Annotated in this window: 21 protein-coding genes and 1 riboswitch; of the genes, 15 read left to right on the top strand and 6 right to left on the bottom strand. The window is 39.9% G+C overall.

The annotated features are described in order from the left end of the window. Window positions 1–40: 40 nt before the first annotated feature. The gene (locus AC2Q9J_RS00445) at window positions 41–277 is read right to left on the bottom strand and encodes a protein YuzH (protein ID WP_084245705.1); all 237 of its coding nucleotides are present in this window, start codon (window positions 275–277) and stop codon (window positions 41–43) included. Between the two features lie 89 nt (window positions 278–366). On the opposite strand from AC2Q9J_RS00445, the gene AC2Q9J_RS00440 reads away from it, so the two are divergent. The 3 genes from AC2Q9J_RS00440 to AC2Q9J_RS00430 are packed head-to-tail and all read left to right on the top strand — an operon-like array spanning window position 367 to window position 2,797. Next, window positions 367–1,545 carry an MFS transporter gene (locus AC2Q9J_RS00440; RefSeq protein ID WP_499036348.1) on the top strand — a complete coding sequence of 393 codons (1,179 nt, stop codon included), beginning with the start codon at window positions 367–369 and terminating at the stop codon, window positions 1,543–1,545. Window positions 1,546–1,577: 32 nt separating this feature from the next. Beyond that, complete coding sequence (locus AC2Q9J_RS00435) at window positions 1,578–2,303, top strand: YjjG family noncanonical pyrimidine nucleotidase (protein ID WP_499036346.1); 726 nt, start codon at window positions 1,578–1,580, stop codon at window positions 2,301–2,303. Then, window positions 2,300–2,797, top strand: a complete 498-nt coding sequence (locus AC2Q9J_RS00430) for a GNAT family N-acetyltransferase (protein WP_499036345.1) — start codon at window positions 2,300–2,302, stop codon at window positions 2,795–2,797. The genes AC2Q9J_RS00435 and AC2Q9J_RS00430 overlap by 4 nt, the downstream gene beginning before the upstream one ends. Window positions 2,798–3,101: 304 nt before the next feature. Here AC2Q9J_RS00430 and msrA read toward each other — a convergent pair whose 3' ends face one another. After that, entirely contained in the window at window positions 3,102–3,626 is a 525-nt protein-coding gene (msrA, locus tag AC2Q9J_RS00425; RefSeq protein WP_499036344.1) for a peptide-methionine (S)-S-oxide reductase MsrA, read from the bottom strand. 240 nt (window positions 3,627–3,866) lie between these two features. On the opposite strand from msrA, the gene AC2Q9J_RS00420 reads away from it, so the two are divergent. The 4 genes from AC2Q9J_RS00420 to AC2Q9J_RS00405 all read left to right on the top strand — a co-directional run bounded on the left by AC2Q9J_RS00420 (window position 3,867) and on the right by AC2Q9J_RS00405 (window position 7,157). Then, window positions 3,867–4,811, top strand: a complete 945-nt coding sequence (locus tag AC2Q9J_RS00420) for an LCP family protein (protein WP_499036342.1) — start codon at window positions 3,867–3,869, stop codon at window positions 4,809–4,811. A 60-nt stretch (window positions 4,812–4,871) separates the two neighbouring features. Next, on the top strand, window positions 4,872–6,062 hold the full coding sequence (locus AC2Q9J_RS00415) for an AI-2E family transporter (protein WP_499036340.1): 1,191 nt from the start codon (window positions 4,872–4,874) through the stop codon (window positions 6,060–6,062). A 61-nt stretch (window positions 6,063–6,123) separates the two neighbouring features. Continuing rightward, window positions 6,124–6,543, top strand: coding sequence for a sporulation protein (locus AC2Q9J_RS00410; RefSeq protein ID WP_499036338.1), 420 nt, complete (start codon window positions 6,124–6,126; stop codon window positions 6,541–6,543). Between the two features lie 131 nt (window positions 6,544–6,674). Next, on the top strand, window positions 6,675–7,157 hold the full coding sequence (locus AC2Q9J_RS00405) for a DUF4362 domain-containing protein (RefSeq protein ID WP_499036336.1): 483 nt from the start codon (window positions 6,675–6,677) through the stop codon (window positions 7,155–7,157). Between the two features lie 74 nt (window positions 7,158–7,231). Here AC2Q9J_RS00405 and AC2Q9J_RS00400 read toward each other — a convergent pair whose 3' ends face one another. Genes AC2Q9J_RS00400 through AC2Q9J_RS00385 form a run of 4 tightly spaced genes read right to left on the bottom strand, consistent with a single transcriptional unit; the run spans window position 7,232 to window position 10,579 of the window. After that, window positions 7,232–7,990: an energy-coupling factor transporter transmembrane component T family protein gene (locus AC2Q9J_RS00400; protein WP_499036334.1), complete on the bottom strand. Its 759-nt coding sequence runs from the start codon at window positions 7,988–7,990 to the stop codon at window positions 7,232–7,234. Continuing rightward, entirely contained in the window at window positions 7,971–9,407 is a 1,437-nt protein-coding gene (locus AC2Q9J_RS00395; protein WP_499037318.1) for an ABC transporter ATP-binding protein, read from the bottom strand. The genes AC2Q9J_RS00400 and AC2Q9J_RS00395 overlap by 20 nt, the downstream gene beginning before the upstream one ends. After that, the gene (locus tag AC2Q9J_RS00390; protein WP_499036332.1) at window positions 9,394–9,975 is read right to left on the bottom strand and encodes an ECF transporter S component; all 582 of its coding nucleotides are present in this window, start codon (window positions 9,973–9,975) and stop codon (window positions 9,394–9,396) included. The genes AC2Q9J_RS00395 and AC2Q9J_RS00390 overlap by 14 nt, the downstream gene beginning before the upstream one ends. Then, on the bottom strand, window positions 9,968–10,579 hold the full coding sequence (locus AC2Q9J_RS00385) for a YkoF family thiamine/hydroxymethylpyrimidine-binding protein (protein WP_499036330.1): 612 nt from the start codon (window positions 10,577–10,579) through the stop codon (window positions 9,968–9,970). Before AC2Q9J_RS00385 ends, AC2Q9J_RS00390 begins: the two co-directional genes overlap by 8 nt. A gap of 110 nt (window positions 10,580–10,689) precedes the next feature. Then, window positions 10,690–10,794: riboswitch (TPP riboswitch) on the bottom strand. A 439-nt stretch (window positions 10,795–11,233) separates the two neighbouring features. Between AC2Q9J_RS00385 and AC2Q9J_RS00380 the strand changes: the two genes are divergently transcribed. The 8 genes from AC2Q9J_RS00380 (at window position 11,234) to AC2Q9J_RS00345 (ending at window position 24,033) form a co-directional block, all read left to right on the top strand. Next, window positions 11,234–11,884: a DsbA family oxidoreductase gene (locus tag AC2Q9J_RS00380; protein ID WP_499036328.1), complete on the top strand. Its 651-nt coding sequence runs from the start codon at window positions 11,234–11,236 to the stop codon at window positions 11,882–11,884. Window positions 11,885–11,908: 24 nt separating this feature from the next. Beyond that, entirely contained in the window at window positions 11,909–12,235 is a 327-nt protein-coding gene (locus tag AC2Q9J_RS00375; RefSeq protein WP_499036326.1) for an IDEAL domain-containing protein, read from the top strand. Between the two features lie 207 nt (window positions 12,236–12,442). Continuing rightward, window positions 12,443–12,766 carry an IDEAL domain-containing protein gene (locus AC2Q9J_RS00370; protein ID WP_499036324.1) on the top strand — a complete coding sequence of 108 codons (324 nt, stop codon included), beginning with the start codon at window positions 12,443–12,445 and terminating at the stop codon, window positions 12,764–12,766. A 561-nt stretch (window positions 12,767–13,327) separates the two neighbouring features. Then, a complete protein-coding gene (drmA, locus tag AC2Q9J_RS00365; protein WP_499036322.1) occupies window positions 13,328–16,435 on the top strand; it encodes a DISARM system helicase DrmA in 3,108 nt (1,035 codons plus the stop codon). Continuing rightward, window positions 16,432–18,150 carry a DrmB family protein gene (gene drmB / locus AC2Q9J_RS00360; protein ID WP_499036320.1) on the top strand — a complete coding sequence of 573 codons (1,719 nt, stop codon included), beginning with the start codon at window positions 16,432–16,434 and terminating at the stop codon, window positions 18,148–18,150. Before drmA ends, drmB begins: the two co-directional genes overlap by 4 nt. Before the next feature lie 21 nt (window positions 18,151–18,171). Further along, a complete protein-coding gene (locus tag AC2Q9J_RS00355) occupies window positions 18,172–21,426 on the top strand; it encodes a helicase-related protein (RefSeq protein WP_499036318.1) in 3,255 nt (1,084 codons plus the stop codon). After that, a complete protein-coding gene (locus tag AC2Q9J_RS00350; protein WP_499036316.1) occupies window positions 21,423–22,139 on the top strand; it encodes a DUF4391 domain-containing protein in 717 nt (238 codons plus the stop codon). Before AC2Q9J_RS00355 ends, AC2Q9J_RS00350 begins: the two co-directional genes overlap by 4 nt. Before the next feature lie 7 nt (window positions 22,140–22,146). Next, window positions 22,147–24,033, top strand: a complete 1,887-nt coding sequence (locus AC2Q9J_RS00345) for a site-specific DNA-methyltransferase (RefSeq protein WP_499036314.1) — start codon at window positions 22,147–22,149, stop codon at window positions 24,031–24,033. Window positions 24,034–24,226 lie beyond the last annotated feature (193 nt).

Below are 24,226 nucleotides of genomic sequence, written 5' to 3'. Positions count from 1 at the left end.
TAAACTAAAAGAGTGTGGTCAGAAAAGAGATGTTTTAGATTTAAACCTTATATTTCCTTGCCTTATAGGCTTCAAGCAAGCCGAGGTCTTTATTGAGTAAATACTCCATTTTTACATAATCACGCCGGTTCGGAATATGTTCCGGTGTCAGGCCTTTCATGGTAAAGATGAAATAATAGCCGCCGATTTGGCGGAACCACACAACGACGTGCGGAAATTCATCAAAAATAGCTTTTATATTATAACGTTTCGCGTAACTCCAATTTACAAGTTTCATAAAAAGTAACCGCCTTTCACTGCTCTTATTTTAATAAAAATTTGCGGCGAACACAAGTTTGATTGGCAGGTAAAAGGGGTGTTTCGATTTTGACAGACAAGCAAAAAAAAGCCGCGCTCGGCATAATGGTGCTGGCGATTCTTTTTGTTTCGGTAAATCTGAGGCCGGCCATTTCATCGATTGGCCCGCTGCTGGATACCATTCGGGAAGATCTTTCGCTTACGAGCAGCCAGGTTAGTCTGCTGACGTCGGTGCCTGTTTTCTGTATGGGGCTGTTTGCTCCGCTTGCGGTTGTTTTTAATAAAAAGCTGGGATTGAAAAAATCCATCGCGATTCTGCTGTCGGCGATAGGGGCATTCACATTGCTCCGTGGATTTCTGCCGACGTATCCCATTCTGTTGGCCAGTGCCTTTTTTATCGGTCTATCAATCGCCATCATCAGCCCGCTGCTGTCTGCGATGATCAAACGGAATTTCCCGACCCGGACCGCTTCGTTGATCGGCGTCTATTCATTCGGCATGGGGCTTGGGGCAACATTAGCGGCAGGATTGACGGGCGTCTTTTATTCGTTTGCAGGATGGCCGATTGCGCTGGCAAGCTGGGGACTGCTGTCGATTGCGGCGATTATCTTATGGCTTCGCGTGAAGGAGCCGGCAGCTGAAGTAGCTGAAATTCCGATGGAAGGTGTAGCAGTCGTTTCACCTTGGAAAAACAGGCGCGCATGGTATATGCTGCTGTTTTTCGGTTTCCAGTCGGCCTTGTTCTTTTCCATCATTACCTGGCTTGCGCCGATTGCCATTGAAAAAGGCATGTCGATACTTGTAGCAGGCGCGGTCTTGACGGTCATGTCAACAGTCCAAATCGCATGCAATCTGTCGATCCCGATGCTTCTTGAAAAATGGCCAAGCCGGCATTTATGGATTATGGTCAGTCTGGGATTCGGAGCGGCCGGTGTTCTTTTATTGATGTTTGGTAGTATCGCAACCATCTGGCCGGCAGCCATATTTATTGGCATCACTCTAGGTGGCTTATTCCCGTTGGCATTGATGATGCCGTTGGATGAAAATTCGACGCCGGACGACGTCAACAGCTGGACGGCGATGATCCAATCAGGGGGCTACATCATTTCCGCGCTTACGCCTTTTGCAATCGGCTTATTTTATGACCGGTTTCAAAATCATATGATTTCATTGGGCATGTTTCTGGGTTTCATCGCCATCTTGATGGTGTTTGCTTTTTTATTGAAAGAAAAGCCTGCAGCTGAATAAAATCAATACGAATTAAAAAGGGGAAGTCCAAATTGAAAGAGCAGATTTACACTACTATTATCTTCGATATAGACGATACTTTAATGGATTTTGCGCTGTCCGAACATGCAGCATTAAAGAATACATTCAATGATTTTGATATTCCTAATGGCTTTGTCGACATGCACGACAGTTATAGAGCAATCAGCAAAGTGCTTTGGAATGACCTTGAACAAGGGAACATTGCATTGCGCGAGCTTGGAGTAGAACGGTTCCGGCGATTATTCCTGGAACATCAAACTGATAAAGATCCACTCGACTTCAGCAGCGTTTATTTGAATTATTTGGGTAAGGAAGCCCATTTGATGGCTGGTGCTCTTGAAGTTCTGGAGCAATTATCCCATTGCCAGCTTGTGATTATGACGAACGGTTTTGGCGACGTACAGAAATCGCGACTGCATAATTCGGCGCTTACCAATCATTTCGATCACATTGTGATTTCGGAAGAGGCAGGTTACCAAAAACCGAATCCCGGGATTTTCGATTATGCCTTTTCTAAAATCGGAACTGCGGCCAAAGCGAAGACGATTATCGTCGGCGATTCATTGACTTCAGATATCCAGGGCGGCATCAATTATGGAATCGATACAGTCTGGTTCAATCCAAAAGGCAAAAACAATGAAAGTGCTATACAACCGACTTATGAAATAAAAGATCTTCTGGAAATCATAGATATCGTTAATGGAAGTTTTGTGCAAGGAAAGGAAGGATACAAGTGATTATCAGAAACGCTGTGGCTGCAGACGCAGCACAATTAGTTAGATTGATGGCTGACGCAGAACAATCGGGGTTTATGCTTTTTGAGCCGGGTGAAAGAAAAATAACTCCGGAGCAATTGAGCAAAAGAATAGCTGCAATTGAACAGGATAAAAGTTCTGCGATTCTGTTAGCGGAAGATAACGGCGAACTGAAGGGTTATCTGTTCATCATCGGCAATAACCCTCAGCGGACGAGCCATAGTGTGTATCTGGCCATAGGCATTGGGGAAGCGAACCGCGGACAGGGAGTAGGCAGCCGCTTGTTCGAGCAATTGGATGTGTGGGCTGCAGAAAAGAAAATCCATCGCCTCGAGTTGACCGTGATGATCCATAACCGCGCCGGCGTCGCATTGTATCAAAAAGCGGGCTATAAGATAGAAGGAATCAAAAAGAACTCGTTGAAGATTAACGGCGAATACATAGATGAGTATTATATGGCGAAGCTGCTAGGTTGATGGCGAATAAGTCTTTTTGGAACCGATATTCCGCTAAACAGCTTCGCTTGCCGGGGGCTCGCACTGAGCTAACTCGGACTTGATACTCTTCGTCCGAGTGGATCTCAGCACTTCGCTCGAAAGGGAGTTGGAAATCCAACTCCCTTTCTGATCCCCAAGGCGTCTTCGCTGTTTTGCTCCATATCTATAGAAATTTCTCAATTGATGAACGGTTAATTGGCTATTTCTTTAATCTAAATAATTTTGATACATAAAAAAACGGACGCTTCCATTTCGGCAGCGTCCGTCATTATTATTTTTCTATTTATTCCTGTTTCCATACGGCATCGAGAAATTCATCACGGCCGGATTGTGCTCGGTCTTCCAGGTAGTGTTCAGAGTTTTTCTTATAATAGTCCTGGTGGTAGTCTTCTGCTGCATAAAATGGCGCAGCGCCAAGAATCGGTGTGTTGACCGGTTTATTGTATCGACCGGAAGCATCCAGTTCCTGCTTTGATTGTTCTGCGATTTCACGCTGTCTGTCATTATGGACAAAAATGGCGGGCTTGTATTGATCGCCGCGATCCTGAAATTGTCCTTCATTGTCCGTCGGATCGATTTGCTGCCAGAAGATATCAAGCAGCTGTTCATATGGAAAAACTTCCGGGTTGAATGTGATTTCGACCACTTCCAGATGGCCGGTGGTGCCAGTCTTAACTTGTTCGTAAGTGGGATTTTTGACGTGTCCGCCGGAATAACCCGAAACTACTTTCTCTATTCCATCAAATTGGTCGAACGGCTTTACCATACACCAGAAACAGCCGCCTGCAAATGTCGCTTTCTCTGCCATAAATATCTCCTCCTGTCGCTCATAAAAGAAATAGTACCACTGCAGCTGTTTCCAGACAATAAAATTGTTTATACTGTATGAAGATGAAGATAAATTAGTCATTAACGATAGAAACTTATCTCATCTTTAAAGAAGTTCTATCATTATAAAACCAATATCTAAATTAACCCGGCCATCAGAAACCTCCGTAAGTTCCATTCGTCATATTGGGCATGGAACAAAGAAAGGAATGTGTCAGTAATGGAAGAAGAACGCCAACTCAGAGGAAAACGACGTAAGAAAAAGAGATTTCGGAAACGGGGTATTCTGTTCCTGTTATTAATTGTATTGCTTGCCTTAGGCGCTTACTTCTTCATGCAGTACCAAAGCGGCAAGAAATTAGCTGAAGAATCGGATTTGCCTGAAGTTGAATTCAATAATGATGAAGAAAACAGCAGTTATGAAAATATTCTTGTCCTGGGTGTAGATTCACGCGGGGAAGAAAAATCCCGTACCGATACAATGATGCTTGTTGCGCACAACAAAGAATCGAATGATGTGAAAGTTGTATCGTTCATGCGGGATATATATGCAGAGATTCCGGGATATCAATCCTATAAATTGAATACGGCTTATTATTTGGGCGGAGTTGACTTATTGGCTGATACACTGCGCAATATGTTTGGAGTGGAAATTCAGCATTATGCCTTGGTTGATTTCTCAAGCTTTGAAAAACTGGTGGATATCGCAGCGCCAAACGGCGTCGAAGTGGATGTCGAAAAGGACATGTCTGAGAATATCGGTGTCTCACTTACTCAAGGGCAACAGAACCTGAATGGCAAGGAACTTCTCGGCTATGCAAGGTTCCGTGCTGATAATGAAGGGGATTTCGGGCGTGTACGTCGCCAGCAGCAGGTGCTTGCCTCGTTGAAGGAAGAAATGATCAGCATATCATCCATTCCGAAATTCCCGAAATTAGCGGGAGCTGCACAGGGCTATGTTCAAACAGATATGCCGACGCTTGACCAAGTGAAGGTTGCGACTGATTTGGCAACTGGAGGAACTGAAGGTGTAGAACGGCTGACGATTCCGGTCGAAGGCAGCTACAGCTATGGCAGTTACGCCCAGGCTGGATCCGTGCTTGAAATCAACCTGGAGCAGAACCGCCAAGCGTTGAGTGAATTTTTAAATCAGCCACTGCAATGAAAAATTCTGAAAATATGGTAAAATAGAATTGATTAGTCCATATGGAAAGTAGGAAACGCCATGGAGCCAGAAGAAAAGCCATCCTTTTTCAAAACGAACTATATTCAGTTCCTGGGGGGCAGAAATACATTATTCACCTTAATCGCTTTAGTGTTGATCGGTTTAATCATATTTATATTCCGGGAAGTATCATTTATCTTCAATCCACTGAGCGTTTTCATGCAGACAGTAGTTTTGCCTGTAACCTTAGCAATGATTCTGTATTATCTGCTGCGTCCGGTACTTCGGCTTCTTGAGCGATTCCGCATTAAAAGAATATGGGGCATCCTGATGATTTTCATGGGTGTTATCGGACTGTTGACACTGGTCACGTTTCTGATCCTGCCATTTCTGAGAGACCAGCTTCAAATGTTGATCGAAGAATTTCCGCAGTATTTTATGCAGCTGCTGACTGACATTGACGCATTTTTGAGGACTTCTTATATTGGTGATTACTATACGGGCTCCAATTTCGACATCGACCAGTTGATGGACACACTGCCGGATAATCTGGCAGGCATCCTGCAAGACACAGTCACCAGCATCATTACTGGGGTCACCGGATTTTTGTCGACGATCACAAGCTTTGTCCTGTCGATTGTCATTGTTCCGTTTATCCTGTTTTATTTGCTGAAAGACGGTGAAAAACTTCCTGAATACATCTTGAAGCTTTTGCCGCCGCGCCTCCGTCATGACACGCGCGAAGTATTTGGAGAAGCGGACAAACAATTAAGCGCCAATATTCAAGGGCAATTGATCGTCGCTTTCCTCATCGGTGTGATGGTTTATATCGGATTCCTGATAATTGGAATGGATTATGCGCTTCTACTCGGTGTACTGGCGATGTTCACCAGTGTGGTGCCATATATCGGTCCTGCAATAGCTATTACGCCTGCCGTCATCATTGCGCTTGTAACTTCTCCGTTTATGCTGGTAAAGCTTGCGATCGTCTGGACAGTGGTACAATTAGTGGAAGGGAACGTCATCTCGCCCCAGGTTATGGGGAAAACGCTCTTTATCCATCCAGTCACAATCATATTTGTACTTTTAACGGCCGGCTCCCTGTTCGGGGTGGCGGGTGTAATTTTGGGGATACCCGCATACGCGATTCTGCGCGTACTGGTTTCACACATATTCAAGCTCTTCAAACGCCGCTACAATAAACATGAACCTGCACTTGAAAATCAATATGATTATACAGAACTGCACTAAACGTTTACAGTTAAAGCTTAAGTGGTAAAGTGGTAATACAAAAATTTGGAGGTTTCCGAAAATGAAATTCAAAGAGTTTTTATCATCAATCGGCTTTGGCTCGATGAAAGTCGAAACAGTAGTGGAGAGGCCGCATTTGGAAGAAGGCGAGACCTTGAACGGCACCATATATTTCGAAGGGGGAGACTCCGACCAAGAAGTCGATTATGTGGAATTGCATGTCATCAAGCTGATCGATGATTACCGCGAAGACAGTGATTTCAACATTATTGAAACAGTCATTTCCAAACAGTCGATGGAGTTTGCCGGTTCAGTCAAATCGAAGGATACAGTGATGCAGCAATTTGAAATCGTACCGGATGAACGCTGGCTGGTGGAAACCGATAAAGCGCGTCTGATTCTGCGGACGATTGTGCATATCCGTGAAGGCGTGGATGTGCGGGATGAAGACGAGATTACATATGGGAAAATTGAAGGCTGATAAAGCCTTCTTTTTTTTGCCATTTAATAGTTTGGAAAATGATAATGCCAAAAATCTGGAAAAAGATCTAAACTATTATGTTAAGATTTATATAAAGAACAGATCCTTTAAAAGGAAGGAGATGGCGTTTAATGAAAAGCTTTTTGACTGTGTTAGGTACGCTGCTTATCGCGATGTTTTTATTCGGGTGCCAACAGTCGACTGGAACTGATACTCCTGCAGTCGCAGTCGATAATCCTGAAAACCCTTATCCTCCTGAAGAGGCGATAGAAAATGGGGATGTTGTCGATATTTTTGGAGAGATTACCAACTTGGATAAGTTTATAGAATTTACCAAGAATTTCGACGCCGGTGTCACAGATGAAATTCGCATTACTTTCTATACTGTTGAAGGCGACCCCGTTTTTTATAATTTAAATTATGATGGCAATAAAATACATTATACCTACGATGACTCACAAGATGGATATGCGGGTTCTGATAAAGGGACACAGAGTACAACTTGTACTGAAATGACAAGCAAAAATACTGACCTGGGCATTGAATACAGTTTGAACGATTGTTCTTCTTCGGATATTGGAAAGACTTTTTACTTTGTAATACCGGAATCATAATAACAAACAAAAATTTTGATTAGCTATAAGGACTTAATAAAGGAGCTGTCCGTATATACGGACAGCTCCTCATATCAACCACTCCATAACACTCCGCATACACAGCTTCCCAGAAACAAAGCTAAAACTACAAGACTCATCACAAAATCCAACTTTCCAATTTGAACGGGCCGGTAAAATTCGGTACGTGGTTCACCGGTAAATCCACGCGCTTCCATCGCGAATGCGGAGCGTTCCGCTTTTCGTACAGCTCCCGCAAGCATCGGGATGATCACTCTGCGCACACCAAGAGCCCGTTTCCACCAGGATTTTTCAACGGTGGCTCCGCGTAGTCGATGGGCTTGCTGGATCTGAAAGAATTCATCTTTCAGCACCGGCAAAAACTGATAGCCGACCAGTACGCCGTAAGCAAGTTTGGGTGAAAGCTTAAGCTGCTGCATCAGGCTCATGACGAATTTCACTGGTTCCGTCGTCAAAGCGAACAGGAGAGACAGGGAAGAAAATGCCAGGACGCGGAACGCCAAGGATAAGGCCAATGCTAATTGCTCATCCGTCACATCATAGCCGAACGGCGACCAGATAACGGTGCCGCCGGTTTCAGCACCAAAGACAATCGTCGTCCACAAATAACCGAATGCGCCGATCACAAAAGGAAGCATGAACAAGCTCCAAAGTTTCCAGTTGATTCTGCTGAAAACGAGCTGAAGGACGAGGATGCTGAAAAAGAACAGCAACGGTGTCCATGGATTGAAGAAAAATGCGAGACCAAGCATCGCGATTGTTATAGTGATGAACTTAATTGCAGGATTCATGTCATGCAAAAGATTCCGCACGTAGCTTCACTCCTTTCGGCGGCAAAAGGTTATGGGCTGCAAGCAGTTCTTCGTCTTGCCACACTCTATCGGCAATGAATTTCCCGGTCATTCTGCCGTCTTTCAAGAGCACAACCGAATCAGCGACTGCGGCGGCGAACTCCATATCGTGCGTCACAAGAAAAACGGTATCTCCCTGGTCCAACTGGCTGTCGATGAGACGGAACAGTTCCAATAAAGCACTTTCATCCTGACCTGAAGTCGGTTCATCTAGAAACAGCACATTTCGTTTATCCGCAAGCATCGCCCCGATCGCCACCCGGCGTTTTTGGCCATGGCTGACGGAAAAAGGATTTTGCTCCTTGATTTCTGTTAGCCGGAGAGACTCTATCAAATCATCCAGCTCCATTTTGGAAGACGTTCCGCCAAAAGCCAGTTCGTCAAAGACTGTTGAAGTTAAAAACAGAAATTCTGGTGATTGCGGTACATAGCCACAAGGGTCTGATGAAAACTTCTCAGCTTCTTTTTTATAAATGCCGCAAATCGCTTTCACCAATGTCGATTTTCCGCTGCCATTTGGTCCCGCGATGACGATGCATTCTCCTTTTTGCGCATGGAATGAAACCGGCTGGAGCAGAGTGTTTCCTTTCATCTTTACTGAAAGTCCCGTCGCAGATATTACAGTCTCATCCAATATTGAATGGAGCCGGAGCGGGTATCGCAAAGTCTCGTGCGGCTTGAAGATGGTGTCTTCTGAAATTCTGCCATCGCTCGTTATCTTAATTTCACGGTCAAAAAATGTTTCCCAGTAATCCAACCTGTGTTCTACAGCGATGATTGTCAGATTGAACGTCTTTTGCAATTGATCGAGCCACAGGATGAATTCTTTCCCGGTATAGGGATCAAGATGCGATATCGGTTCATCAAGCAACAGGACTTCGGGATTCATGACCAATGCACAGGCAGTGGCAACCCGCTGTTTCATTCCGCCGGATAGTGTTTGAATTGAAACATGCCGGAGGTGGCAGAGGCCGGTAATGTCCAGGACATGACGGATCCGCTCCTCCATTTCGCTTGCCGGGGTATTTAAATTTTCAAGAGTGAAGGCAAGTTCTTCTTCGACCGTCGGCATACAGAACTGCGAATCCGGATCCTGGAAAACAGTCGCCACGCGGTGGTTGATTTCTCCAGGTGAATAACAATCTGCGGGTTTGCTGAATAAGTGAATTTCGCCATCCACAATGCCGTCGCAATTGGCAGGATAGAGCCGGTTCAATAAATACAGCAAAGTCGACTTGCCGGAGCCGCTGGGACCGGAAATGGCAACACGTTCGCCGCGCTCGATCGTAAAAGAGATCGATGAAAGTGTCGGTGATTGGTCATCCGGAAAACGGAAGCTGACATTATTCATTTCAAAAATAGTGTCATGCATTTGCATCACGCGGTTGTGTCCGAGCGATGGCGTAGCCGCGAAGTGAACCGGTCGCAAGCAGCGCATCGCCGATATATTTGCCGCCAATTCCGGCAATGATTGCTCCGCTCAAAACGCGAAGCGTAAACATCAACGCGACAAAACCTGGATCAAGCGCCGCATAGCCGGAAACGAAATAACCGTAGATGAAGCTAAATACTGCCGCACCGATGCCTGCAAGCATAAAGACAAAAATATTAAAGTGGCGGTAACGCGTCACAGTAAAAGCTGCTTCAGCGCCGAGGCCCTGAACAATCCCGGAAAGAATAAGGCGGGGACCAACCGCATTGCCGAGCATCACTTCGATGATCGCCGCCATGGTTTCGGGAATCAAGGCAGTGCCGGGCTTACGGATAATGTGCATACAGATGATTGAAACGATAAACCAGATGCCGAACATCCATTCATAGGCGATGGGGCCGATCAGCCCTGCCCATATATTGCCGAGGTGGATGAATAACAGGTAGACGATACCGAATACGACTCCAAACAGGGACATCAACACAATTTCCTTCAGTTTCCACGATTTAAGCATCGGCTTTTCCTCCATCAGCTTTGGCATGAGAAGGGCTGTTGATGCTCATCGATACGGTCATGACGAGATGGTGATGTTCAACAGAACGTGCATGAGTGAATGATTCTTCAAAGAATGCAAAGACATCATGTATATCGCCGTGGATACCACTCGCGTAATGCATCGAATCGTTCCACACGCCGTGCTCTTTTGCCCTTTCAACTTCACGGTAAATGACGCTCATATAATCCGGATTGTTCATCGGATAAAGCGCAAACTGCGACGATACATATTGCTTTGTGAGATCCCTATTCAACAACTGATCATCTTTGTTGAGGTAGACATCTCCTGACGTATCTCCCGGGCAGCCGATGGAGAATGTGCCATTCAAAGCCACATGTTCGCCGGTTTTCGCTGCATGCAAAGTCAAGGCTTTCGCAACATTGAAGACGTGGTTCTGTTTTCCGCGGATGACAGTGGATACGTCATCCGTGTGCATCCAGACATTCGAGGTGTCTGTTTCATTAAGCGCCCCTTTGATGATTTTGATGAAGTCGCCAGACATCGGATTGAGCGTGAAGCGAAATCCGACAATCAGCCTTGTGCCGCATTGCAATGGTTCCATAACAATATTCCTCCTTAAAAATGTGCACAAAAAAGGCCGCATCCGTGAAGATGCAGCCACTGTTCCATGCAAATTAAAAGGAGATACTAGCTCCTGAAAAGTTCGTTTTGCGGAAAGTCACCGCACTTCCTCACGCAGGTCCTAACCTGATCGAGTCATAAGGGATCGGAGCTTTCGCTCGCATCTCAGCTAAATAAGCACCCCCAGTGCAGAAAACGGTATACGGTTTTTGTGTTCGGGTTGTCCCGATGGCTCTAGTGTAAATGAAGGGAGGGGGGAAGTAAAGGGTATTTTAGAAACATGATATTGCGCAAAACAGCTCCGCTTTCCTGGCGGCTTGCGCCGAGCTAACTCGGACTCGTTGTACTTCGCCCGAGTGGATCTCGGCACTTCGCTTAATCGCCTGGGAGTCTTCGCTGTTTTGCTCCATATCATTCTGCCAGCCAATTACATAGGTGAAGGTATTTAAATAGAGGAATATGATTTATGTATTATCTTGAAATCAGAGCATATTTATTGTGTTCATGCATAAACCGGCGTAAAATTCCCATTAGTCACCAAATTTATTGGGGCTTTATTGAAAAGATATACAGATGTAAATTGATTGATTTTAATTATATAACTATCTGGTTAGCAGAAAGGATGGTTTCTGATATGACAGTAAAAGTGAAAGTATATTCGGATTATGTTTGTCCATTTTGTTTCCTGGCAGAACAGCCGTTAGAGGAAGCGATCAAAGGAAAAGATGTGGAAGTTGAGTGGATGCCTTTCGAATTGCGTCCAGCACCAAATCCGACATTGCGCCCGGAAGACGATTATCTCCAAAAGACTTGGTCGCAGTCGGTTTACCCGATGGCTGAACAGATGGGAATCGAGATTGTATTGCCGGATGTGTCGCCGCAGCCCCATACCCATTTGGCATTTGAAGGGCTTCAATATGCCAAAGAAAAAGGGAAAGGCACTGCATATAATGAACGCATGCTGAAAGCCTTTTTCCAGGAGAGCCAGGATATCGGTGATGTCGAAGTATTGACGAAACTGGCAGGGGAAGTCGGCTTGGATGAAAAAGAATACCGTGAAGCACTTGAGTCCCGTAAGTACAAAGAAGCTCACCAGCAGGCACTTGAGCACTCATATGAAGAGGCTGATATAACGGCTGTACCCACATTCGTGATCGGGGATACTAAAATCGCCGGCATCCATACGAAAGAGACACTCGAACAGCTGATCGACGAAGAACTGCAGAAACAAAAACCTAAAGTCTTGTTTGAAGGAATGGCTTGTGGACCAGGCGGTTTCTGCTAATACTACTAGAAGAGGTGTAAACCTATGACGAATAAATATAAAGCGATTTTAAAGAATAACGACTGGGTAAAAGGCATTTCCCGCCACGGTGAAATGATCATCGGTTTTGTTGATTCAATGAGTTTGGAGCAGGAAGCTGTGCATGTAGTTGTCGCTGAAAGTGATAACGAAGAGCTGATCGGCAAAACGATTCCGATGCATTTCACTCAAGTGGAAGTCATTCCGACGGCCGTAACCAAGAATGCCGGCGAGCTCGAGTTTTTGATCGACTTGGCTTTGGCGACTGGTGATAAAGAATGGTTCGAAGAGCTGTCTGCTGAATTGAATGAGAAGAAGCAGGCGGTTAATTAAGATAAACAGAAAAGATAATGATATAAGAAAGAGCAGCGGCATTATGTAGCCGCTGCTCTTTTTGATTGATTGTCTTAACCTTAAAGCGAATAAGAGTAATATTCTCATATTAATGCGTAAGGGAATTAAAAGAGGGTATTGAAGATTATAGTGAAATAATCTAAGTAGAATTAATACAAAAATAAATGACAAAGCGGGTGTTAAGATATGAATGAAGAGACGACGATTTTAAAAACAACTGATTGGGTAAAAGGAACTTCAATTAAAGGTGAAATGGTCATTGGATTCATCGATTCGCTGAGCATGGTCCAAGGAGCTGTATATGTAACGGTTGCGGAAAGCGATAACCCTGGTATTGTCGGTTTGACGATTCCGCTGGCGGTCCAGCATGTCGAGACTTTGCCTCAGATTGCACCAAAAGACATGGCTCAGCTTGAAGATCTGATTGATCTGGCTTTGCAGACTGGGGATAGAGAGTGGTTTGAAGAGTTGACTGGTGAGTTGAATGGAAAAGAGCTAGGGTTTAAATAAATTCTAAACTTTCGAAATAAATATTAATAGTTTTGGCAGCAGGCTATTTATTGGCTTGCTGTTTTTTTCGTCTTTTGGGAATACGGTTTTAGGATTGAGTTTAGAAGGAAAATTTAGACTAATGCAAAATATTTTAATGAGCATATGACCATACAAAGAATCATAATTTTAAACAATTATTACATATAACTGGTTTGTCAAATATCCAGTGGTAGCACCTCTTCATTATCTTGTGAATCTTTAATGCGCTTAGTAAAGAGCAGTAAAAGGTGTCAAATGTCATCTTATATTAAGAATATTATGCCGTAGTATGAGGAAATAAATGAACAGGAACTATAGTGTAAACCCAAAACAAACAATGAAAAATATTGACTAATAATAATACCTCTAATCGATGTTTATAACCTGAATAAGGTAATTGTTTATTGTTTTCTTAATACGGAGTCCAGGTAAATGGAAGTCTAAAAAGAGAAATACAAAAGAAAAAACTGATTTTTCATGGTATTATTTACTAATAAATCTAAAAATAAAATAGACATATTAAGTTAAGGGGGTTAATCGATGACTAATTACCAAGTGCTAAGAAACGACCTAATAAAAGAACTAGAATCTTTTTTAGTAGGTCCTAGGAAAAAGGAAGAAATTCTAGGGAAAAAAATGCGTCCTATGACAGTCTATTTATCAGGAAAGCTCGTTCCTTTCGGTTCCACCTCAGATGTTGTTAATGAACGAGAAAATGCTATTGAAACGCATGTTGAAATAAATGATGAAGAAGTTGATGAACAGCTGAAAACGAAGAAAATCTTCAGACCTTCGAGTATGGGTTTTAGTTTTAAATTAAAGGATCTTCTACCAGTTGACATAGAAGCTAATTGGGCCGTGTATGAAGGAGAAGAGCATAAGAGAATATCACATTCGGAAAAATGGATTGTTGACCTATCAAAAATTCATTCGACTACATTGGAAAACAAGAACGATTCAAAGTTAGGTAAAGTTAGGTACTCAATTCGTTTTAGAAATGGTTTGTACCATGTAAGCATATTTTTATTTAATCATTTAAAACGTGAAGAATATCCTCTCCAAAGCGAAGTAATGTTCCAATGTGAATTGAAAGTACATGTACCAAAAACAGCAATCGGCGAATTTACGTCAAAAGCAGATCAATATCACTTACAGAATGAGTTGCTTTATCGAGATAAAAAAGAAGTGGCAATAGGACATGGTGTAGGTGTTGACTGGCAAAGCATAGATAATATCACAACTATTTTTTCAACTTGGATGCCAAAGTATGAATTGCCAACAGTAGAGCATAGCAGAATTGAAGGCCAGGCATTTTCGATGAGAGAGCTAAGTGAATTGCCAGTAGAACAATTAAAAAATAAATTAGATTCAATTCCAGCGATTTATAAAAGCTGGTTAAAAGAACAAGAAGTTATTGTAAATGAATTGCCTTTATATTTGAAAGAAGAAGCGGATAAAAACGTTAAAAAAGTCGAAGAAATCATTCGCCGTATAGAAGAAGGTATTGATTTAGTAACACGCAATCCGAGTTCTCTTGAATATTTAGCTTTCCAATTTGCCAATAAAGCAATGGTGTTACAGCGAGCTTATTCTGAAGTAGCTCGAATATACCGGTCTGAAAAAAGACGGGTTAAACCTCAGCCAAACGGTGAGTGGCGTTTGTTTCAGTTAATCTTCCTACTAATGAGTATCGCTGGTGCCTCAGATGAAAACCATGAAGACCGAGAAATTGTCGATTTAATTTGGTTTCCAACTGGGGGAGGAAAGACAGAAGCCTATTTAGGCGTGGCAGCTTATGTTATGGCATATCGTCGCTTGCAAGCTCCTGATCAAGTGGATAAATACGCTGGTGTAACAATATTAATGCGTTACACATTACGATTATTAACAACACAGCAATTTCAGCGTGCGGCAGCTTTAATTTGTGCTGCTGAGATGTTACGCAAGCATAATCCAAAACAATTAGGAACCGAATCTTTCAGTATTGGCTTGTGGATCGGCGCAGAATCTTCACCAAACCAATTAAAAGATGCTACGGAAAAGCTAAAGTTACTTCGCAGTGGCCAAGAAGTAAAAGTAGGAAATCCAATGCAATTGATGAATTGCCCATGGTGCGGTGACGAATTAGGAACAGAGCAATACGAAATCACAGAGAAACATCAAAAGATATGCTGTGGAAATAAGGAATGCGCTTTTAGACATGGTATTCCCGTTTATACAGTAGATGAAGTAATCTATCAAAAACTCCCGACTTTATTAATTGGAACTGTTGATAAAGTTGCACAACTACCTTGGAAAAAAGAAATGCATGAGTTATTTGGAAATAAAAACGCATATAGTCGCGAATATGGCTTTAAGTATAGTGAAACACTCCCAAGGGGATATAGCCGTATTAATCGTCTGAAGCCCCCTGAACTTATTATCCAAGACGAGCTACATCTTATTTCAGGCCCTTTAGGTTCGTTAACGGGGTTATATGAAGTAGCAATAGATTTACTAACGAGAAATAACGGTCACCCCGCAAAGGTTATAGCTTCAACTGCTACAATTAGTGGAGCCGAAGAACAAGTAAGAGCATTATACGGACGCAAAATGCTGCAATTTCCATTAGCAGTCCAAAAAGCAAATGATAATTTCGTATCGAAAGAAATTCCAACTACAGAAAAACATGGCCGTTATTATGTTGGGGTTTGTGCGCCAGGTGTAAGTAACAAGATTCAAGCAATTCATATGTATAGTGCTTATACAGCTATTACAAGAAGTCAATCTAAATTTAATGTAGATCCCTACTACACCATGCTCGGTTATTTTAATACAATCAAAGAATTAGCTGGAATGGTTACAACATTTAAAGATGAAGTAATAAGCCGTCTAAATATGCTGGACGCAACTGACACATTCAACCATGACTTAGTAATTGAAGAGCTAACTAGCCGTAAAAAAGCCCAGGAAATTCCTCATTTATTGAATCGAATGGAAAAGGGAATGGGAGAAGAAGGGGTGTTAGATGGTGTACTTGCCACTAATATGATTTCAGTTGGTGTAGATGTAGATCGTTTAGGGACAATGATTGTCCAAGGGCAAGCTAAAACGACCTCTGAATATATTCAAGCAACGAGCCGTGTTGGCCGTAAACATCCCGGGGTAGTATTCGTGCTCTTAAATTCGGCGCGCTCTCGTGATATTTCGCATTTTGAACGTTTTAAAGTTTATCATCAATCATTATATCGTCATGTAGAAACGATGAGTGTAACGCCATTTGCAAAAGGCGCGTTAAATAAAGGATTAACAGGAGCGTTTATTGGTTTTATTCGCCAAACACTTATGGAGATTAATGCTGAACAAAGTCCAAGTAATATTTTAAGCATGCAAAGTGAAATAGAAGAACAAATGCTTCAGTTTTCAAATCGAGTCAAAGATGCGAATGTTGAAACTTTGGAGAATGAATTAAATGAATTATTGGAATGGTGGAAGCAAGCTGCTACTAAGTATAGTAACCAGAAATTAGCTTATCGTTCTTCACAATATGTTAAGTATCACTTGCTACATGGATTCAACGAAAAAGGGAAAATAGAAGAAGCTCGTCCTGCTATGCAATCTCTAAGAAACGTTGAAGGCGCAATTGAAATAGAGGTGTCAAAATCATGAATGCAGAGAAGCAAACCATCCGTCCATCACAATTGATTTACCAATCTGGACCAGGAGCAATTGCAGATCTATTAAATGAAAGTGTTATGATTAAGTCTGCTGATCAATGGAATACAAGGAATGCCCCAAAAGAAGAGGATGTTAGAATCACTTCAATTTTAGGAGTAGAACACGTCAGGATTTTAAATGAAAATCCTGATAAGCAAAAAATAAAAGCAGTTCCTTTTCCAAAATGGAAAATTTGTCCTTCCTGTAATTCAATGACAACTTATGATAATCAGCAGTGCTATTACTGTAAACAAAAAGAAGAGATTCGCGATTTATATGCTAGCCGATTTGTTTTAGTTTGCGAGAAAGGGCATATTTCGGAATTCCCATATCATGAATGGGTTCATCGAAATAAGCCTTGTTCAGAAAGTTCTAAAGAGCCATTCTTAAAACTATATACACGTGGAAATAGTGGTTCACTTTCAGATTTACACGTATTTTGTGTTCATTGCAAGCATAGCGAAAGTTTAGGGACAATAATGAAGCCGGAAGAACGAAATCATGATTTGTTTAGCTGTAAAGGCGAGCGACCATGGATCGGTTCACATTCTAATGGAAATTGTAATTACAAAATGAAAACTACTTTACGGGGAGCATCAAATGTATACTCACCTTCCGTTGTAAGTTTTTTACAAGTACCTTTAACTTCATCCACTTCTGAATATGATGTTTTATACGTCATGAAAAAAGATGAAGAAATATTTAAAAACCTTTATGCAGCTATGGGAGAAGAGGGCATTAAAAATGCCTGTGTACTTAAATCCATATCTACAGCTTTCATTACAACAATAAAGAGCTATTTAGACGGAGATATAACGATTGAAGAAAGCTCTACGTATGAATCTATACGAAAACAAGAATGGAATACTCTTATTCAAGAGTATATCGATGAAGAAAAATTTATGTCAAAACGTATCGCACTGCACCCAGAATTAATGCCATATTTTGATGCCATTCATCGTGTCGAGTTAGTGCCGGAAGTACAAGTACTAAAAGGATTTACAAGATTAGATTATATCGACCGCTTTATGGATGATAATGTTGAGTTACAACCAGTAGTGAGCAAAGATTCAAATTGGCTGCCAGCAGTGCGAAATTATGGGGAAGGCATCTTCTTTAAATTTAATTTGTCAACATTGTCAGAATGGGAGAAGTCGGAGCGGGTCACTCAAGCGGTTTATGAAGCCTATAGCCACTATCGTCAAGAGTTTAATAATGATCCAATTCCATTTGATCCGCGCCATATTTTAATTCATACTTTTAGTCATGCTTTACTGAAAGAATTGGCAGCATATTGTGGTTATACTACAACATCTCTAAAAGAGCGTATTTATTCGATGGATGGAATGCATGGAGTATTCATCTATACCGCATCTGGTGATTCTGAAGGAAGTCTAGGCGGGCTAACAAGGTTGGCTGACAAGGAAAAATTATACCCCATCATTGTACGGGCTTTAGAAAATATGAATCATTGTTCCTCGGATCCAATATGCTCCGATGGTGACTTTGAATATCATACAACTGCCAATGGTGCAGCTTGCCATTCATGCACATTTATTTCAGAAACATCTTGTGAATGGGGAAATTTATTATTAGATCGTCGGACATTAATTAATGTTAATCCCAATGAGAGAGACGGGTATTTTGATAAATTATTAGATGTTTAAGTGAACTAGAGGTGGATATACTTGGAGATAAAATTAGTAGATAACAAGGGCGAAAATACGCTAGTTGAAACACTAAAAAGTGACTTGAAGAAGGGTTCTAGAGTAGCAGTTGCGTCAGCTTACTTTAGCATCTATGCTTTAGAAGAACTAAAGAAAGAGTTGGCCAAATCCAAAGAGTTTCGTTTTTTATATACCAAACCGACTTTTTATAATCACGAAAAAGACCAAAACCATCAATATAAGATATTTGAACAAAAAGATAATTATCCTACATTTTTAGGGAATCAGTTTGAAATTCCATTGCGAAACAAAATGTTAACTCCATCAATGGCACGTGAACTTATAGATTGGATTAACCAGAATGCTTCTTTTAAAACAATTTTAGGGGAAAACAGCTTTCCGAAACAGGTGTTAATTGAAAATGCTAAGGCAAACCATATTCACATACAGTCTGAAATTGAATTTACTGCAGATGGGCTAGGCATTACTCAGTCAAATCGATATGCTAGTTATCCAGTAATTATTGATAGTATTGGAATTACGAGGCAACTAATGAATGAATTTGACCGTATTTGGCAGGATGAAACGAAAGTAAAAGAAGTGACTAGTGAAGTGCTCCAGCAATTAGAGTTGATTTCAAGGGACAATTCGCCAGAATGGCTTTACTATGTCACACTTTACAATATTTTCACAGAAGAACTAGATGGTATTTCAGAAGAAAATATTATTAAGGAAGGAACAAATTTTAAAGAGACCGCCATTTGGAATAAACTTTATCCATTCCAACGTGATGGAGTAGTTGGTATGATCGATAAAATCGAAAAGTATAATGGATGTATTTTAGCGGATAGTGTTGGATTGGGGAAAACATTCTCTGCTCTAGCTGTTATTAAATATTATGAACTTCGCAACGATCGTGTAATGGTTTTATGTCCTAAAAAACTTCGCGACAATTGGACAGTTTATACACAAAACGATAAACGAAATGCTCTTAGTGAAGATCGTTTTAATTACGATGTTTTAAATCACACAGACTTAAGCCGTGAGTTAGGAACTTCTGGAGACATTAATATTGAAACACTAAACTGGTCTAATTATGATTTAATAGTTATTGATGAATCACATAATTTCCGTAACAACAATTCACATAAAGGCCGCTTAACACGTTACCAGAAACTTATGCAGGAAATTATTAAAAAGGGTGTAAAAACGAAAGTATTATTGCTTTCTGCTACACCTGTAAATAACAAAATGAATGATATAAAAAATCAAATTGCATTTATTACTGAAGACATCGATACCGCGCTAACAAAGGAAGGTATAGAAAGTATTGACCAGACACTGCGTGCTGCACAAACAGCTTTTAATAAATGGACAACACTTCAATCAGATAAACGTACAACAGACTCTTTCCTAGAAATGGTAAACCCAGAATATTTTCAACTTTTGGATTTGCTAACAATTGCACGTAGTCGTAAGCACATTGAAAAATACTACAATGTGAAAGATATGGGTGAATTCCCTAAGCGTTTGATTCCTGTTTCAATTAAAGCAGATATAGATACACAAGACGCATTCTTGAAAATGTCTGAAGTAAATGAACTGCTTGAATCGCTTAACTTTAGTATTTACCAGCCAATGAAATACGTATTGCCTCAAAAAAGAAATTATTACGAAGCAATCTATGATACGAAAGTAAAAGACGGCAAGACAACATTTAAGCAAACGGACCGAGAATTTGCAGTTGCTGCCTTAATGAAGGTGAATTTGTTTAAACGTTTAGAAAGCTCAATCTTCTCTTTTAAACTTACGCTGCAAAAACTAGTAAATAGAATTGAAAATACAGACAGCCTTCTTGCAATGCATCAGGCTGCCCTGATAAATGAAGCTTATGAAGAAGCGGAAGATTTTGACGATGAGCAGTTAGAAGCAATCACGGTGGGCAGTGATAAAGTGCAAATTAAAGTAAATGATATTGACGCTTTGAAATGGCGCGGAGATTTGCAGGCAGATTTAAGTGTTTTAGAAAATCTGCTCCTACAAGCAGAAGCGATTACAAGCAAACGTGATTTAAAGATGAATAAATTAAAATCCTTGATAAAACAAAAAATTGAAAAGCCGATTAACGTAGATAATAAAAAGGTAATTATCTTTTCGGCGTTTGCTGATACGGTGAATTACTTATATGAAGAGTTGGCTGAGGAATTACTTGCTTTAGGTCTTCACTCTGCCATGGTGGTTGGAAGCGGTTCGAATAAAACGACTTTAAAGGGTACAAGAACAAAAGATATAAACGATATTTTGATGAATTTCTCGCCGCGATCAAAAGAAAGAGCCAAGACTGGCCATAAAAGGGACCTTGAAATTGATATTCTGTTCGCAACTGACTGTATTTCTGAAGGCCAAAACCTACAAGACTGTGACTACTTGATTAATTACGATATTCATTGGAATCCGGTACGTGTTATTCAACGTTTTGGACGCATTGATCGAATCGGTTCTATTAATAAAGAAATTCAACTTGTTAACTTTTGGCCGAATATGGACCTTGATGAATACATCAATCTTGAAGAACGGGTAAAAGGGCGAATGAAAATTTTAAATACATCCGCTTCTGGTGAAGAAGATATACTCGATACAATGAATAAAGAAATGAATGATTTAGAATATCGGCGCAATCAGTTGAAAGCTTTGCAAAATGATGTCCTAGATTTAGAAAATGTCTCAGGTGCAATTTCAATTACAGACTTAACGTATACAGATTTTAAAAGTGATTTGAGCGTAGCTTTAAAAAAATACAAAAAAGAATTAGCAAAAGCGCCGAAAGGCCTTTATGCTGTTACAAGTAATAAAGAATTGCCTGAGGCAAAACCCGGGGTTATATTTTGTTTTAAGCAATATGCTGAAGTTGCGATGGAGAACAATAATTTAGCGCCGTACATATTATTATATGTCACGGATTTAGGGGAAACGTTTATCAACTATACTTCTCCTAAGAAAGTCTTGGATATTCATCGCAAATTGTCACTGGGAATAGAACAACCCAATGAGCAATTGGTAAATCTTTTTAATGAACAGACAGATAATGGAACAAATATGTCGGTATACCAAGATTTGATGAAACAAGCAGTTGATATAATTAAAGATAAACAAGAAGATTCAATGTTTGATAGTTTCTTTAGTATCGGAGGAACATCTATTCAAACAAATATGGAGTTTGAATTAGACGATTTAGAACTGATTTCATTTTTGATCATAAGGGATGAAATGTTATGAACGAAGCAAAGTTTCTAAAAGCAATTGGTTTTCCAAGACAAACACATGTATTAAAAAATTTCCCTTTCAATAAACTTGAAAATCATTTAACTGCGATGCAAAAAAAAATAATATCTGAGCAAGTAGTAGCACGAGGGATTCATATTTTAGCGATTATTCAACAGAATAATACAAATATTCTCAAATATGAAGATGAACAAGCCCGCTATGATTCTATTCAATTTTTTTATATTAAATTAAAGCAATTGAATAAGGCGGCAACTGTTTATAAAGTTTTTGCCGACATTATGCCTAATCCGTTAGTAGTTTTATTTGCAGATGAACAACAAACAAAGTGGATATTTGCTACACACGAAAAGAAAAAAGACTTAATGCTATCTGTTAAAGACGTATATGAGATACCTACAGACGTTACAATAGAACAAGTTGAAACGCAGCTTGATTTTAACAAACTAAAAAAAACAGATTTAAAAGCATTCTACATATCATGGATTGAAGAAATGCTAGCACTAGAACTACAAGTTAAATACGACGTTAGTAAATCAGTTACTTTGGAAAATAATCTATTGCAACAACTGAAAGTAATGGATGAAAAAATAGAATACTTAGTAAGCCAGGCAAAAAAAGAAAAGCAGATAAATCAAAGAATCCCTCTACAGCTAGAAGTAAATAAATTAAAGGCAGACAAACAAGCTCTAATACAAAAGGAGTAATGACTTAATGCAGAAAATAACAGGCGAATCGTTAGACTTAACACAACAAAACACAAAGCTAATAAAAGAATTGTTTCCAGAAATTTTAACAGATGGCGAAAATATTGATTTCGAGATGTTGAAAACAGTTTTAGGAGAAACTTTTGAAGACAATAATGAACGATATCAATTTACATGGCCCGGGAAAAAACAGACAATTTTAGGTGCGCAACAGCCATCTAAAGCTACATTGCGACCAGTTCCTGAAAAAAGTAAAAACTTTGATACGACTGATAATCTTTATATTGAAGGGGATAACTTAGAAGTATTAAAGCTGCTCCAAAAATCATATAACGGGAAAATTAAAATGATCTATATTGATCCCCCGTATAATACAGGAAAAGACTTTGTATACAAAGATAATTTTAGAAACGGTGTGCAAAATTACTTAGAGCAAACAGGTCAAGTTGATGCGGAAGGTAATATGCTCTCCACAAACTCTGAAAGCAATGGACGTTTTCATACAGATTGGTTAAACATGATATATGCACGTTTGAAAATTGCCCGAAATTTACTTGCAGATGACGGTGCAATTTTTATCAGTATAGACGACAATGAATATGTTAATTTATCAAAAGTTTGTGATGAGGTATTTGGAGAAGTTAACAAAATTGGACCTATTATTCAAAATAAAAAAAATTCGAAGAACGATACTATAAATGTGCAGAAAAATCATGAATATATTCTTATCTATAGAAAAAAGAAAATAGTGGATAAAAATGGGAAAGAACTTCCCACAATACATCAAGTTAGCAAAAATGTAAAAAGAGTTTTTGAAGAAAACGGAGAATATTATTATCTAAATGATCCAATAACGACAAGAGGAGAGGGTGGAACTTTAAATGCAAGGCCTAACTTAGGATATACTGTTTACTATAATCCTATTACGTTAGATAAATTAGCAGTGAATGATTATGACAATGAAAAAGCAAAACACCTTAATAGTGAAGAAGAGATTTATTCCACAAACCAAAAACTAATTAGTGAAGGTTATATAGCAATAAGACCACCGAAAGTAAGAGGGAAATTAGGTGCGTTTACTTGGGATATCACAAAGTTTAATAATGAATTGAAAAATATTGTGATAACGGGGTCTAAGGGTTCTTATAGTGTGAGAAAAAGAACCTTTGTAAGACCAGAATTTGTATTTGAAGAAGAAGGGAAAAAGTACACATCTATTAATGCAATAGCAAACTTAAGAAGTATATTAGAGTTCTCAACTAATGATGGAACAACTGCTTTGGCAGATATTATGCAGAAATCTAGCATGTTTGATAATCCGAAAAATATAGAAATGTTAAAATATTTTATCAATGTTATGAATGATCCGAACAGTATAGTTTTAGACTTCTTTTCTGGGTCTGCGACTACAGCTCATGCTACTATACAACTCAATGCTGAAGATGGAGGAAAGCGTAAGTTCATAATGGTTCAGTTGCCAGAAGTATTAGATGAAAAATCTGAAGCATATATAGAAGGCTATCGAACTATTTGCGATATTGGTGAGGAACGTTTACGTCGAGCTGGTGAGAAAATTAAACGCGATCTTGTTGAAATACAGCACTCAACTGTGGAGCTGGATAAGAACTTAATTAATTCTGAAAGTATAGACATCGGTTTTAAAGTATTAAAATTAGACACATCAAATATTCGTGAATGGAATATAGATTTTGAAAGTATTGAAGATAAGTTAAATTTATTTGAAACGCCATTTGTAGACGGACGTTCCGAACTAGATATTGTATATGAAATCATGTTGAAACAAGGACTAGAGTTAACTTATCCAGTTAATACATTTGAAGTGAATGGAAAAAAATTTACGATATCGCATATGGCAACTTGTTCATTTGTTTAGCGAATAATATTGATACAAAAATTGCAAGAGCTATTATTGCAAAACGTGACGAATATGAAATTGAAACAAGTAGTGTCATTTTTAGTGATGCAGGGTTTGTAAATAATGATTCCGAAAAATTGAATTGTATCGAATTACTAAAAGATGCAGGTTATCCAGAAGATAACTTGCTATCGATCTAGAGGTGGCTGAC

It is taken from the genome of Planococcus sp. RAB007_Raresut (assembly GCF_057369535.1).
Note: the sequence above shows the minus strand (reverse complement) of the source record. Positions and strands in the feature narration are given on the sequence as shown.

Coding starts and splice junctions, on each gene's coding strand:
- AC2Q9J_RS00375 (WP_499036326.1), top strand. CDS start 11,909: ATGACGAATAAATATAAAGCGATTTTAAAGAATAACGACTGGGTAAAA.
- AC2Q9J_RS00350 (WP_499036316.1), top strand. CDS start 21,423: ATGAACGAAGCAAAGTTTCTAAAAGCAATTGGTTTTCCAAGACAAACA.
- drmA (WP_499036322.1), top strand. CDS start 13,328: ATGACTAATTACCAAGTGCTAAGAAACGACCTAATAAAAGAACTAGAA.
- AC2Q9J_RS00415 (WP_499036340.1), top strand. CDS start 4,872: ATGGAGCCAGAAGAAAAGCCATCCTTTTTCAAAACGAACTATATTCAG.
- AC2Q9J_RS00410 (WP_499036338.1), top strand. CDS start 6,124: ATGAAATTCAAAGAGTTTTTATCATCAATCGGCTTTGGCTCGATGAAA.
- AC2Q9J_RS00385 (WP_499036330.1), bottom strand. CDS start 10,579: ATGGAACCATTGCAATGCGGCACAAGGCTGATTGTCGGATTTCGCTTC.
- AC2Q9J_RS00370 (WP_499036324.1), top strand. CDS start 12,443: ATGAATGAAGAGACGACGATTTTAAAAACAACTGATTGGGTAAAAGGA.
- AC2Q9J_RS00420 (WP_499036342.1), top strand. CDS start 3,867: ATGGAAGAAGAACGCCAACTCAGAGGAAAACGACGTAAGAAAAAGAGA.
- AC2Q9J_RS00380 (WP_499036328.1), top strand. CDS start 11,234: ATGACAGTAAAAGTGAAAGTATATTCGGATTATGTTTGTCCATTTTGT.
- AC2Q9J_RS00345 (WP_499036314.1), top strand. CDS start 22,147: ATGCAGAAAATAACAGGCGAATCGTTAGACTTAACACAACAAAACACA.
- msrA (WP_499036344.1), bottom strand. CDS start 3,626: ATGGCAGAGAAAGCGACATTTGCAGGCGGCTGTTTCTGGTGTATGGTA.
- AC2Q9J_RS00405 (WP_499036336.1), top strand. CDS start 6,675: ATGAAAAGCTTTTTGACTGTGTTAGGTACGCTGCTTATCGCGATGTTT.
- AC2Q9J_RS00390 (WP_499036332.1), bottom strand. CDS start 9,975: ATGCTTAAATCGTGGAAACTGAAGGAAATTGTGTTGATGTCCCTGTTT.
- drmB (WP_499036320.1), top strand. CDS start 16,432: ATGAATGCAGAGAAGCAAACCATCCGTCCATCACAATTGATTTACCAA.
- AC2Q9J_RS00445 (WP_084245705.1), bottom strand. CDS start 277: ATGAAACTTGTAAATTGGAGTTACGCGAAACGTTATAATATAAAAGCT.
- AC2Q9J_RS00395 (WP_499037318.1), bottom strand. CDS start 9,407: ATGCAAATGCATGACACTATTTTTGAAATGAATAATGTCAGCTTCCGT.